This is a genomic window from Solilutibacter silvestris (assembly GCF_050574925.1).
Classification (GTDB): Bacteria; Pseudomonadota; Gammaproteobacteria; order Xanthomonadales; family Xanthomonadaceae; genus Solilutibacter; species Solilutibacter silvestris_A.
This window is the reverse complement of record NZ_JBCMOO010000002.1, coordinates 647,225-660,475: the sequence shown is the minus strand read 5'-3', so window position 1 is coordinate 660,475 and position 13,251 is coordinate 647,225. Positions and strand designations below refer to the sequence as shown.

Sequence of the window (13,251 nt, the reverse complement as noted above, 5' to 3'; positions counted from 1 at the left end):
AGGCGCGATCAAGCCGCGGCCTGGCCGGGATCGTTCCAGGCTTCGTGCAGGCCGCATTCGCGCTTGAGCCCGAAGAAGCGCGTGTCTTCCTCGCTCATGCCGTCCTCGAGGCGGCGCGTGGTGTGGACGTCGCCGATCGAGACGTAACCGTCGTGCCACAGCGGGTGATAGGGCAGGTCGTGGCGCTGGAGATAATTCCAGACGTCGCGATCGCTCCAGTCGGCCAGCGGATGCAGTTTCCAGCGGCCATCGCGACGCTGCAGGATGTCGGTGTTGGCGCGACTGCGCGACTGGCTGCGGCGGATGCCGGAGATCCAGGTTTCCGCGTCGAGCTCGTTGAGCGCGCGCTGCATCGGTTCGACCTTGCGCAGGCGGTTGTAGCGTTCGATGCCGTCGACGCCCTGTTCCCACAATTTGCCGAAACGCGCTTCCATCCACGCGATGCCGATCTGCGGGCGATAGACCTTGAGGTTGAGCGACAGCCGCTCGCTGAGTTCGTCAATGAAGCGATAGGTTTCCGGGAACAGGTAACCGGTATCGATCAGCACCACCGGCATGTCGGGTTGTTCGCGGGTGACCATGTGCAGCGACACCGCGGCTTGCGCACCGAAGCTCGATGACAACGCGTGGATGCCGGGAAGTTCGGCCAGCGCCCAGGCGACGCGCTCTTCGGCGCTGCGTTGTTCGAGCCAGTGGTTGAGGGAAGCCAGCGCCTGTGGCGATTGCGCGGCTTCGGCGGGATCGGGCGGAGTCATGCGGCGAGTTCCAGGTTCAGGGCGCGGGCGACGACAACGCCGGAACGCACGAGGAAGTCGCCGAAATATTCGTCGTCCCTGCGTTCCGCGGCGTAACGCGCCAGCAGTTGATCGAGTTCGGCGAGGATCGCGGCCTCGTCGATGTTTTCGCGATGGAGCACGTTGAGGCGCTGGCCGCGATGGTCGCCGCCGAGCATCAGGTTGTAGCGACCCGGCGCCTTGCCGACCAGCGCGACTTCGCCGAGATACGGCCGCGAGCAGCCGTTGGGGCAGCCGCTGATGCGGAAATGGATCGACTGGCTGGAGAGGCCATGTTTGGCGAGCAGCGCTTCGAAGCGCGTCAGGATGTCCGGCAGGTAGCGTTCGGCTTCGGCCATCGCCAGCCCGCAGGTCGGCAGCGCCACGCAGGCGATCGCGTTCTGCCGTAGCGGCGATGCGACCTCGTGGATGGCGAGCCCGTGCGCGGCGACGAGGGCATCGACATGCGCGCGTTCGCGGCCCGGGATGTTGGCGATCACCAGGTTCTGGTTCGGCGTCATCCGGAATTCGGGTGCGGATGTTGCATCCGGTTCGACCGCGAGCAGGTGCGTCGCGATCTCGCGCAGACCGGTGAGATGTGACTGTTCGCGATCCCAGATGCGGCCGGCGACGATCCGCAGTGTCAGGTGCCACAGGCCGTTTTCGCCCTGGACCCAGCCGAAGCGATCGCCATTGTGGATGAAGCGGTAATCGCGCGGTTCCGCGAAGGCGATGCCGGAGCGCGATTCGACTTCGCGCCTGAAGGCATCGAGCCCGTGGTCGTCGATGGTGTATTTCAGGCGCGCACGCTTGCGCACCGCACGATTGCCCCAGTCGCGCTGGGTGGTGACGACCGCTTCGGCGATCGCGGTGACCTGGTCGGGCGCGATCGCACCGAGCAGGCTGCCAAGGCGGGGATAGGTTTCAGGATCGCCGTGGGTCGCGCCCATGCCGCCGCCGACGGTGACGTTGTAGCCGACCACGGCGCCGTTTTCGATGATGGCGATGAAGCCGAGGTCCTGCGCGAACACGTCGACATCGTTGTACGGCGGAATCGCGAAACCGATCTTGAACTTGCGCGGCAGGTAGGTGTCGCCGTAGATCGGTTCGTCTTCGTCGCCGCTGCCGGCGATGCGTTCCTCGTCCAGCCAGATTTCGTAGTAGGCGCGGGTGTTCGGACGCAGGCGTGCGGAGAGCGCGGCCGCCTGCGCGTGGACGAAGGCGTGCGCCCGCGATTCGTGCGGATTGGCCGCGGCCATGATGTTGCGATTGACGTCGCCGCAGGCCGCGACGGTATCGATCATCGCGGCGTTGATCGCCTGCATCGTCGCCTTGAGTTCGCGCTTGATCACGCCATGGAACTGGAAAGCCTGGCGCGTGGTGATGCGCAGGCCGCGTTCGGCGTAGGTGGTCGCGATGCGATCGAGCTTCAGCCACTGCTCCGGCGACACCACGCCGCCCGGCGTGCGGGTGCGGATCATGAAACTGTAGGCGGGTTCGAGCTTCTGACGACGGCGCTCCTCGCGAATGTCGCGATCGTCCTGCTGGTAGCTGCCGTGATACTTGATCAGCGTCTGGTCGTCCTCGGCGATCGCGCCGGTGACCTGGTTGGCCAGCGACTCGACCAGCGTGCCGCGCAGGCGATGGCTGCCGCGCTTGATGTCTTCGACGGAGTGGGCGCTCATCAGTAGACGTCTCGTGCGTAACGACCCTGCGCCTGCAGTTCGTTGAGGTAATCGCCGGCTTCGTCGGCCGACTTGCCGCCATGGCTGGCGATGATCTCGAGCAAGGCCGCGTGCACGTCCTTGGCCATGCGGGTGGCGTCGCCGCAGACGTACAGGTGCGCGCCCGATTGCAGCCAGGCGAAGACGTCGGCGCCGCGCTCGCGCAGGCGATCCTGCACGTAGATCTTGTGCGCCTGGTCGCGCGAGAAGGCGAGGTCGAGGCGATGCAGCGCGCCGGACTTCAGGGCGTCCTGCCATTCGAGCTGGTAGAGGAAGTCGCTGTGCGCGTGCGGATTGCCGAAGAACAGCCAGTTGCGGCCGCTGGCTTCGTTGTCGGCGCGTTCCTGCACGAAGGCGCGGAACGGGGCGACGCCGGTGCCGGGACCGATCAGGATGACGTCGCGATTGCCATCGGCGGGTAAACGGAAACGTTCGTTACGTTCGATGAAGACTGGAACCGTCGCGCCTTCGTCGCTGCGCGCGAGGAAGTTGGACGCTGTGCCCCAGCGTGGATCGGGATCGCCTTCCACCGCGTATTCGACATGGGCGATGGTGAGGTGCGCTTCCTCGCCAACGACGCGCGGGCTCGACGCGATCGAATACAGGCGCGGCACCAGCGGACGCAGCGCGGCAACCAGTTCGTCGGCGCTCCAGGTCGCCGGATGGTCGCGCAACACGTCGATCAACTGGCGATTGGCGAGGAGGTCGGCCAGCGCCGCCGCGCCATCCGCCGAGAGGGCGGCGTCGAGCGCGGCGGCACCGGCACGATGGGCGTGCTGGCTGAGGAACGGGCGCGTCAGGCGGGTGATCTCGCGCTTGGTCGACAGCCATTCGCGCAGCGACAGCGTCTGTTCGCCATGGCTGACGGATGCATCGCCGTCGAGCTGAAGCGTCGCCAGCAGCGCATCCACCAGGCGCGGCGGATTCACCGGCCAGACGCCGAGCGCATCGCCCGGTTCGTACTTGAGGCCGGAGCCTTCCAGCGACAACTCGACATGGCGAATGTCCTTGTCCGATGTCGCCCTGTGCCCGCCGCGGCCGGTGATGCGCTGGTTCACCAGCACTTCGGCGGGGAACGGGCGGTCGCGCGTGTAAAGGCTGGCAGCCGCTTGCGCATGGGGACGCAGCGGCGTGACGGTGGCCAGCGGCACCTGGGGCTTCAGCGCATCCTTCGCTGCGGCCAATGCGTTCGCCATCCACGGCGTGGCGACGGTTTCGATGTCGAGATCGGCATCGCCGCGTTCGAACCAGCGCTTGGCGCCAAGCTCGGCGAGGCGTTCGTCGAGCTGGCGGCCGATCGCGCAGAACTGCGGATAGCTGGAATCGCCGAGCGCGAGCACCGAATAGTGGAGATCGGGCAATTTCGGCGCGCGCTTGCCGGCGATGAATTCGACGAAGGCGCGGGCGTCGTCCGGCGGATCGCCGTCGCCCTGGGTGCTGATGACGATGACGAGGTACCGTTCGTTCTTCAGCTCGCGCAAGGGATAGGCATCGGCGCGCAGCAGGCGCACGCCGAAGCCGGCGGCCTCGACCTGCACGGAAAGCGTTTCGGCCTGGCGCTTGGCGTTGCCGGTCTGGCTGCCGTACACGATGGTGAGCTGCGGCGCGGCGATCGTTTCATTGGCGACCGCAGCCAATGCGGTCGTCGGCGCCGTGCGTCCGCGGGCAAGGCCGGCGGCATAACCGGACAGCCACCACAGCCCGCTGTGATCCAGCGCATCGGTCAGGCGATCGAGCAGGGCGGCCTGTTCGTCGGTGATCGGCTGAAATTGCGATGGCAGGACGGCGGACATGGCTGGGCAGGGGCGGTATTGCGTTAACGCAAAGACTAGGCAAGCCGGCCGCCCGCCGATAAGGATGGATGGTTATGCGGATATACCCGTCGGCGCATAAGCACCTGCGGTTATGCCGTTATGCCGTGCCTGCATTTCCGGCCCGAGGGTGCGCTGCCGATACTCGACGTCGTCCGCAGTCGTGCGGTCATTTCCATGCCCGCACCAGGACTTTCGCCGTGTCGTCGCAACTCGCCCCCGCCATCCAGCCCGTCGCCGACGCTCCATCGCCCGTCGTGGCGCTCGGGCATCTCGATCGCCTCGAGGCCGAGAGCATCCACATCCTGCGCGAGGTCGCCGCCGAGTTCCGCAACCCGGTGCTGCTGTATTCGATCGGCAAGGACAGCTCGGTCCTGCTGCACCTGTTGTTGAAGGCATTCGCGCCGGGACGGCCGCCCATTCCCCTGCTGCATGTCGACACCGGCTGGAAGTTCCGCGAGATGATCGCGTTCCGCGATCGCCGTGCCGCCGAGACCGGGATCGAGCTCCGCGTGCACAGCAATCCCGACGGCATCGCGCGCGGCATCGGTCCGATCACCCATGGCGCCGCCGTCCACACCGACGTAATGAAGACGCAGGCGCTGAAGCAGGCGCTGGATGCCCATGGTTTCGATGCCGCGATCGGCGGCGCCCGCCGCGACGAGGAGAAGTCGCGCGCCAAGGAACGCATCTTCTCCTTCCGCAATGCCCAGCATCGCTGGGACCCCAAGCAACAGCGCCCGGAACTGTGGTCGCTGTACAACACGCGGATCGCCGCCGGTGAATCGGTGCGGGTGTTCCCGCTGTCGAACTGGACCGAACTCGACATCTGGCTCTACATCTATCGCGAGGGGATCGAAGTGCCTTCGCTCTATCTCGCCGCCGAACGCCCGGTGGTGGAACGCGACGGCGCCTTGATCATGGTCGATGACGCGCGCCTGCCGCTGCACGCGGGCGAAACGCCATCGATCCGCCGCGTGCGCTTCCGCACCCTTGGCTGCTATCCGCTGACCGGCGCCGTCGAATCCGATGCCGACACGCTGGAAAAAGTCATTGGCGAAATGCTGGTCGCGACCACCTCGGAACGCCAGGGCCGGATGATCGACCACGATCCTTCCGCCTCGATGGAGAAGAAGAAACAGGAGGGCTATTTCTGATGGGCGTCGCCGACTATCTCCGCCATCACGAGGCCAACACCCTGCTGCGCTTCATCACCTGCGGCAGTGTTGATGATGGCAAGAGCACCCTGATCGGGCGTCTGCTCCACGACAGCAAGGGCCTGTTCGCCGATCAGCTCGATGCGCTTGCGCAGGACAGCCGTCGCCATGGCACCCAGGGCGACGACATCGACTATGCCTTGCTGCTCGACGGGCTCGCCGCCGAACGCGAACAGGGCATCACCATCGATGTCGCCTACCGCTTCTTCGGCAGCGAAAAGCGCAAGTTCATCGTCGCCGATTGCCCCGGCCACGAGCAGTACACCCGCAACATGGCGACCGGCGCATCCACCGCCGACGCCGCGGTGGTGCTGGTCGATGCCCGCAAGGGACTGCTCCCGCAGACGCGTCGCCACAGCTACATCCTTGCCTTGTTCGGCATCCGTCACGTGGTGCTGGCGGTCAACAAGCTCGACCTCGTCCGCTATGACCGCGACGTGTTCGAACGAATCGAACGCGACTACCGCGAACTGGCGACGCAGCTCGGCATCGCCAACGTGCAGGCGGTGCCGCTGTCGGCGCTGAAGGGCGACAACCTGCTGCTGCGCTCGGAGGCGACGCCGTGGTATCACGGCCCGACCTTGCTGGAGTGGCTTGAGCGTGTTGATGTGGAGCAGGTCCAGGCCGAAGACGCCCGCGACGATGCCGGCTTGCGTTTCCCGGTGCAGTGGGTAAACCGTCCCAACCAGGATTTCCGCGGGTTCTCCGGCACCATCACGTCCGGGCGCGTGCGTCCCGGCGACGAGGTGGTGGTGCTGCCCTCGGGCCAACGCTCGCAGATCGCGCGCATCGTCACCGCCGATGGCGATCTCGCCGTGGCGACGGTGGGGCAGGCGGTCACGCTGACGTTGGCGGATGAAGTGGATGTCAGTCGTGGCGACGTGCTCGCCGCCGCCAGCCAGCCACCGCAGGTCGCCGACCAGTTCGCGGCGCATGTGCTGTGGATGAGCGAGTCGCCGTTGCTGCCCGGGCGCGCCTATCTGCTGAAGTCGGGCACGCGCACCGTCAACGCCACGGTGACCGAGATCAAGCACCGCATCGACGTCAACACCCAGGCGCAACTCGCGGCGCGCCAGCTCGATCTCAACGAAGTCGGTGTCTGCAACCTCTCGCTCGACCAGCCGATCGCATTCGAGAGTTATGGAGACGATCGCGCACTCGGCAGCTTCATCCTGATCGATCGCCTCGACAACGCCACCGTCGCCGCCGGCACCTTCGATTTCGCCCTGCGCCGCGCCGGCAACATCCACTGGCAGCATCTCGACGTCGACAAATCGGCACGCGCGCGCAGCAAGGGCCAGGCCCCGCGTTGCGTGTGGTTCACCGGGCTGTCGGGTGCGGGCAAGTCGGCGATCGCCAATCTCGTCGACAAGCGCCTGCACGCGCTCGGCCTCCATGCCTTCGTGCTCGATGGCGACAACGTCCGCCACGGGCTCAATCGCGATCTCGGCTTCACCGATGTCGACCGTGTCGAGAACCTGCGTCGCGTCGCCGAGGTGGCGAAGCTGATGACCGATGCCGGGTTGATCGTGCTGGTCAGCTTCATCTCGCCGTTCCGCGCCGAACGCAAGATGGCGCGCGACCTGTTCGACCGCGGCGACTTCATCGAAGTCTTCGTCGACACGCCGCTGCAGGTCGCCGAAGGCCGCGACGTGAAAGGCTTGTACGCCAAGGCGCGTCGCGGCGAGCTTCCCAATTTCACCGGCATCGACTCGCCCTACGAAGCGCCGGAATCCGCGGACATCGTGCTCGATACCACCACCGCGTCGGCCGAAACCCTTGCGGAACGGGTGGTGGCACGTCTCCTCGAAGGAAATTACGAAATATGAACAGTCGCCGTGCCAGATTCTTCCGAAGCCGACGTGACGCCGGCGACGCGACCGCTGCAGATTTCCCTTCCGATTCTGTCAAGGATTCCGCGATGAACAAGATCTTCCTGAGCGTAGTGGCGGGGCTGGTGCTGGCCACGGCCGTGGTCAATGCCAAGGCTGCCACGCTGCTCAACGTCTCCTACGATCCGACGCGCGAGTTCTACGCCGACGTCAACCAGGCGTTCGCCGCGCAATGGAAGCAGCAGACCGGCGAAGCTATCGATATCCGCGCTTCGCATGGCGGTTCCGGCAAGCAGGCGCGCGCGGTGATCGATGGCCTCGAAGCCGATGTCGTCACGCTGGCACTTGCAGCCGATATCGACGCGATCGCCGACAAGGGCAAGCTGCTGCCGGAAAACTGGCAGTCGCGACTGCCGCACAACAGCTCGCCGTATACCTCGACGATTGTGTTCCTGGTGCGCAAGGGCAACCCGAAAGCCATCCGCGACTGGAGCGACCTGACCAAGCCCGGCGTCGCCGTGATCACGCCGAACCCGAAGACCTCCGGTGGCGCGCGCTGGAACTATCTCGCGGCATGGGCGTGGGCGTCGCAGCAGTATCGCGACGGCGGCAAGGTGCTCGACTATCTCACGCGCCTCTACGGCAACGTGCCGGTGCTGGATACCGGCGCCCGCGGTTCCACCACCACCTTCGTCGAGCGCGGCATCGGCGACGTGCTGATCGCGTGGGAAAACGAAGCGTTGCTGACGGTGAATGAAGCGGATACCCGCGGCAAGTTCGAGATCGTGGTGCCGTCGCTGAGCATCCGCGCCGAGCCGCCGGTGGCCTGGGTCGACAAGAACGTCGAGAAGCACGGCACCCGCAAGCAGGCCGAAGCCTATCTGCGTTTCCTGTATTCGCCGCAGGGACAGCTGATCGCCGCCAGGCATTTCTATCGCCCGGCCGAACCGGACAAGGTGCCCGCCGCCGAACTCGCGCGCTTCCCCAAGGTGAAGCAGGTGACGATCGACAACGCATTCGGTGGCTGGAAGAAGGCACAGGCGCAGCACTTCGCCGATGGCGGTTTCTTCGACCAGATCAACCGCAAGCGCGCGCATTGACGGCTTGATCGAGTGAACGCGCCGGCCCTGTCCATTCCATTGATCGCGCCGCGTCGGCGGCGCCCGCTGCCGGGATTCGGATTGAGCCTTGGCCTCGGCATGGCATGGCTCGGCATCGTGGTGCTGCTGCCGTTGCTGGCGTTGACCTGGCATGCGCTGGGACTGGGGACGGCAGGCTGGTCGCGCGCGATCCACGATCCGCGCGTGCAGGCGGCGCTGAAGCTGAGTTTCGGCGCGTCGCTGGCGGCATCGCTGCTGGCGCTGGTCGCCGGTGCATTGGTGGCGTGGGTGCTGGTGCGTTATCGCTTTCCCGGTCGGCGCCTGCTCGATGCCTTGGTCGATCTGCCCTTCGCCTTGCCGACGGCGGTGGCCGGCATCGCGTTGACTGCGATCTATTCCAGCCATGGCTGGATCGGTCGTTTCGTCGAGCCGATGGGCCTGAAGGTCGTCTATACCTGGGTCGGCATCGTCATCGCCCTGGTCTTCATCGGCCTGCCATTCGCGGTGCGCACCGTGCAGCCGGTGCTGGAAACCCTTGGCCGCGAACAGGAAGAGGCCGCGGTATCGCTGGGCGCATCGCGCTTCACCACGCTGCGACGGGTGATCCTGCCGGAACTGCTGCCGGCGCTGCTCACCGGGTTCTCGCTGGCGTTCGCCCGCGCGCTGGGCGAGTACGGTTCGGTGATCTTCATCGCCGGCAACAAGCCGTATTCGACAGAAATCGCGCCGTTGCTGATCACCATCCGCCTCGAGGAATACGACTACGACGGCGCGATCGCGATCGCGGCCCTGTTGCTCGCGGCATCGTTTGCCTGCCTGCTCGCGATCAATGCGTTGCCGTCGCTGTCCGCCTATGCACGCACGAGGCGCGGCCATGGATAACGCGCTGCGCGAACCGTGGTGGTTGCGCGTCGTCCTGATCGCGCTCGCGGTGTTGATCCTGCTCGGACTGGTGGTGCTGCCGCTGCTGATGGTGCTCGCCGCCGCATTCGGCGACGGCTTCCACGCCTGGTGGGCGGCGCTCAGCGATCCCGATGCCGTCGCCGCGCTCAAGCTGACGCTATTCACCGCAGCGGTGGTGATCCCGGTCAATGCCGTATTTGGCACCTTGATGGCCTGGGCGGTGGTGCGCTTCGAATTCACCGGCAAGCGCGTGCTGCTGACGCTGGTCGACCTGCCGTTCGCGGTATCGCCGGTGGTGGCGGGCCTGTGCCTCGTCCTGTTGTTCAGCACCACCCACGGCTGGTTCGCGCCATTGCTCGAACGCTTCGACATCAAGATCCTGTTTGCCCGTCCCGGCATCGTGCTGGCGAGCTTGTTCATCACCTTTCCATTCGTGGTGCGCGAACTCATCCCGCTGATGCAGCAGCAGGGCAGCGACGAGGAACTCGCCGCGCGTTCGCTCGGTGCGGGTGCATGGACGATGTTCCGACGCGTGACCCTGCCCAACATCAAATGGGGACTGCTTTACGGCGTGCTGCTGTGCAGTGCGCGCGCGATGGGCGAATTCGGCGCGGTATCGGTGGTGTCCGGCCACATTCGCGGGCTCACCAACACGCTGCCACTCCATATCGAAATCCTCTACAACGAATTCAACGCCACCGCGGCCTTCGCCGCGGCATCGCTGCTCAGCGGGCTCGCGCTGGTCACGCTGCTGGCGAAATTCTGGCTGGAATCGAGTCACGGCGATTCGCTCGCCCAAACGCATCGGAAGCATCACGCATGAACGCCGCCATCCACCGCGCCCCGGCCGTGACACGCGATGTCACGCCCGAATGGCATCATCCCCCGACGGCCATCCACTCCGGGGTGGCCGCTGCGAGGCAGGGCATGGATCTCCACATCCGCCAACTCGGCAAGCGTTACGGCAAGACCGCCGCGCTCGATGCGGTCGACCTCGATATCGCGTCGGGCGAGCTGGTCGCGTTGCTGGGACCGTCGGGTTCGGGCAAGACCACGCTGTTGCGCGTGATCGCCGGCCTGCTCGATGCCGATTCCGGCCAGGTGCTGTTCGGCGATGTCGATGCCACGCGCCTCAGCCTTCGCCAACGCAATGTCGGCTTCGTGTTCCAGCATTACGCGTTGTTCCGCCACATGACCGTCGCGGAAAACATCGCCTTCGGCCTGCGCAGCCGCCCGCGCTCGCGCCGGCCGGACAAGGCGACGATCCGCCAGCGCGTGCAGGAGTTGCTGCGGCTGATCCAGCTCGACGAATTCGGTGGCCGCTATCCCGAACAGTTGTCGGGTGGACAGCGCCAGCGCGTGGCCCTGGCGCGTGCACTGGCGATCGATCCCAGCCTGCTGCTGCTCGACGAACCGTTCGGTGCGCTCGATGCCAAAGTGCGCGTCGACCTCCGACGCTGGTTGCGCACACTGCACGAACAGACCGGGCAGACCACGCTGTTCGTCACGCATGACCAGGAAGAAGCGTTGGAGCTTGCCGATCGCGTGGTGGTGTTGCGCGAAGGCAGGATTGAACAGGTCGGTACGCCACGCGAAATCTACGAGGCACCGGCGTCGGAATATGTCTTCGACTTCATCGGGCGCGCCAACGCGCTGGATGGCCGGGTGATCGACGGTCGTTTCGGCATCGATGGCCACGGCTTCACGGTGCCCAGCGACGTCGCCGCGGGGCACGCGCGCCTGTACGTGCGTCCGCACGATCTCGAGATCGTCGATGCCGCATCCGGGATTCCGGCGACAGTGCTGGCGACGCATCTGCGTTCCGGCCGCATCACGGTCGAAGCGCAGGTGGATGCGCAGTCGCGATTGCTGGAGCTCGATCTCGCCGTCGGATCGGACACCGATGTTCCGGCCGTCGGCGCGACGATCAACGTGTTGCCGCGCGCGTGGCGGATTTATCCATCGGAGCGTGGGTAAGCGTCTTCGCGAAAGCTACCGCACGGCTGTGCGCCTTTAGCGGTTATCCGCAGTGACCGACACGCCGTGAATCCGTCCATGGAGGCTCGACTCGGCATCCATGCCTCGTATGGTCGGCCACTGCGGACGAACCGCACGGCGCCGCCGGTGGATGCTTTCAAGCCTCTGAGGAAGCGCACCACGCGCGCGGCGGCGGGTGCGCCAGTCCGGAGTGCGGGCGTTGCGCGTCATGGATGACGCGCACGAGCCTACATGGATGTATTCACGGCGTCCCGCGCACCGGAGCTGGCCTCCCGCCAAGCCAGCGCGTGCCTTGAACGCTGCAGGTACACAGCCGGGCGATGCTTTTTCAGGCGCAACGCATGCTTAGCAGCAGCCGTGGTCTCCGTGGCGTTGCCCGCTGTCCGGCGCAACCGCACTGCCGGTCGTCTCGCCACGCAAGCTCGCCGCATGATGCGCCGCGACCACCTGCGCCACGCAGGCGGTGACGCCCTTGCCCATGGGAATATGCAGGAACTCGTTCGGGCCGTGCGCATTCGAATGCGGGCCGAGCACGCCGGTGATCATGAACTGCGCGCCCGGGAATTTTTCGCCGAGCATGCCCATGAACGGAATCGAGCCGCCTTCGCCCATATACATCGCCGGCTTGCCGAAACTGGCCTCGCTGGCGTCGTCGATCGCCTGTTCCAGCCACGATGCCAGCGCCGGTGCGTTCCAGCCTGCCGACGACTTTTCCAGTTCGAAGCTCACCTTCGCACCGTTCGGCGGATCCTTCAGCAGGGTATCGCGCAGCAGGTTGCCGGCAGTCGCACCATCGAGCGTCGGCGGCAGGCGCAGCGACAGCTTCACCGCGGTGAACGGACGCAGGACGTTGCCGGCCGACGACAGTGGCGGCATGCCATCGACGCCGGTGATCGACAACGCCGGACGCCAGGTGCGGTTGAGCACGCGCTCGGTGTTGTCGTCCGCCATCGGCACCATCCCTTCCATGAAGGGGAACTTGTTCCACACCTCGTCACCGAGGACATTGGCGACCTTCGCCGCCTGCGCCTTGCGCTCGGCGGGAATGTCGACGAACAGGCCGTCGAGGCGGATCTTGCCGGTCTTCTCGTCATCCACGCGATCGAGCAGTTCGCGCAGGATGCGGAAGCTCGACGGCACGATGCCCGACGCATCGCCGGAGTGCACGCCTTCGTGCAGCACGTCGACGCGCAGGTTGCCGCCGGCGAGGCCGCGCAGCGACGTCGTGCACCACAGCTGTTCGTAATTGCCGCAACCGGAATCGAGGCAGACCACCAGCGACGGCTTGCCGATGCGCGGGGCAAGGTGATCGACATAGGCGGGCAGGTCGTAGCTGCCGGATTCCTCGCAGGCTTCGATCATCACCACGCAGCGCGCATGCGGCAGGTTCTGGTCGCGCAGCGCAAGGATGGCGGTGAGCGAGCCGAAGATCGCGTAGCCGTCGTCGGCGCCGCCGCGGCCATAGAGGCGATCGCCCTTCAGCACCGGCTTCCACGGGCCGAGGTCGTCGTCCCAGCCGGTCATTTCCGGTTGCTTGTCGAGGTGGCCATAGAGCAGCACGCAATCGTCGCCGCTGCCTTCTCCACTCGCCGGGATGTCGAGGAAGATCAGCGGCGTGCGGCCTTCCAGGCGTACCACCTCGACCTGCATGCCCGGCAGATCCTGCGCCTTGGCCCAGGTTTCCATCAGCGAAACCGCCTGGTCCATGTACCCGTGCGCCTGCCAGTCGGCGTCGAACATCGGCGACTTGTTGGGGATGGCGATGTAGCGCACCAGCTGCGGGACGATGTCCGCGTCCCATTTGTTGCCGACAAAGGCCTTCAGTTTGGCGATGTCCACGCGCGACTCCGGTGCGAAAACGCCATTTTAGCGCCGACGGCGCGTGTCGGATTT

At 66.0% G+C, this 13,251-nt stretch carries 10 protein-coding genes; 6 read left to right on the top strand and 4 right to left on the bottom strand.

The window, feature by feature from the left end:
* Positions 1-8: 8 nt before the first annotated feature.
* The 3 genes from ABE093_RS03620 to ABE093_RS03610 are packed head-to-tail and all read right to left on the bottom strand — an operon-like array spanning position 9 to position 4,290.
* Positions 9-755: a phosphoadenylyl-sulfate reductase gene (locus ABE093_RS03620; protein WP_430759475.1), complete on the bottom strand. Its 747-nt coding sequence runs from the start codon at positions 753-755 to the stop codon at positions 9-11.
* Positions 752-2,458 carry an assimilatory sulfite reductase (NADPH) hemoprotein subunit gene (gene cysI / locus ABE093_RS03615; protein WP_430759474.1) on the bottom strand — a complete coding sequence of 569 codons (1,707 nt, stop codon included), beginning with the start codon at positions 2,456-2,458 and terminating at the stop codon, positions 752-754. Before cysI ends, ABE093_RS03620 begins: the two co-directional genes overlap by 4 nt.
* Complete coding sequence (locus ABE093_RS03610; RefSeq protein WP_430759473.1) at positions 2,458-4,290, bottom strand: assimilatory sulfite reductase (NADPH) flavoprotein subunit; 1,833 nt, start codon at positions 4,288-4,290, stop codon at positions 2,458-2,460. Before ABE093_RS03610 ends, cysI begins: the two co-directional genes overlap by 1 nt.
* Before the next feature lie 275 nt (positions 4,291-4,565).
* On the opposite strand from ABE093_RS03610, the gene cysD reads away from it, so the two are divergent.
* The 6 genes from cysD (at position 4,566) to ABE093_RS03580 (ending at position 11,337) form a co-directional block, all read left to right on the top strand.
* Positions 4,566-5,465, top strand: coding sequence for a sulfate adenylyltransferase subunit CysD (gene cysD / locus ABE093_RS03605; RefSeq protein ID WP_430760078.1), 900 nt, complete (start codon positions 4,566-4,568; stop codon positions 5,463-5,465).
* A complete protein-coding gene (gene cysN, locus ABE093_RS03600; RefSeq protein ID WP_430759472.1) occupies positions 5,465-7,354 on the top strand; it encodes a sulfate adenylyltransferase subunit CysN in 1,890 nt (629 codons plus the stop codon). The genes cysD and cysN overlap by 1 nt, the downstream gene beginning before the upstream one ends.
* Positions 7,355-7,446: 92 nt before the next feature.
* Positions 7,447-8,457 (top strand): sulfate ABC transporter substrate-binding protein, encoded by a 1,011-nt coding sequence (locus ABE093_RS03595; RefSeq protein WP_430759471.1) that lies wholly within the window; start codon positions 7,447-7,449, stop codon positions 8,455-8,457.
* A gap of 12 nt (positions 8,458-8,469) precedes the next feature.
* Positions 8,470-9,339, top strand: a complete 870-nt coding sequence (gene cysT, locus ABE093_RS03590; protein WP_430759470.1) for a sulfate ABC transporter permease subunit CysT — start codon at positions 8,470-8,472, stop codon at positions 9,337-9,339.
* Entirely contained in the window at positions 9,287-10,183 is an 897-nt protein-coding gene (gene cysW, locus ABE093_RS03585; RefSeq protein WP_430759469.1) for a sulfate ABC transporter permease subunit CysW, read from the top strand. Before cysT ends, cysW begins: the two co-directional genes overlap by 53 nt.
* Positions 10,184-10,287: 104 nt before the next feature.
* Complete coding sequence (locus tag ABE093_RS03580) at positions 10,288-11,337, top strand: sulfate/molybdate ABC transporter ATP-binding protein (RefSeq protein ID WP_430759468.1); 1,050 nt, start codon at positions 10,288-10,290, stop codon at positions 11,335-11,337.
* A 366-nt stretch (positions 11,338-11,703) separates the two neighbouring features.
* Here the strand turns inward: ABE093_RS03580 and ABE093_RS03575 are convergent, their stop codons facing one another.
* Complete coding sequence (locus ABE093_RS03575) at positions 11,704-13,197, bottom strand: M20 family metallopeptidase (RefSeq protein ID WP_430759467.1); 1,494 nt, start codon at positions 13,195-13,197, stop codon at positions 11,704-11,706.
* Between the last annotated feature and the right edge of the window lie 54 nt (positions 13,198-13,251).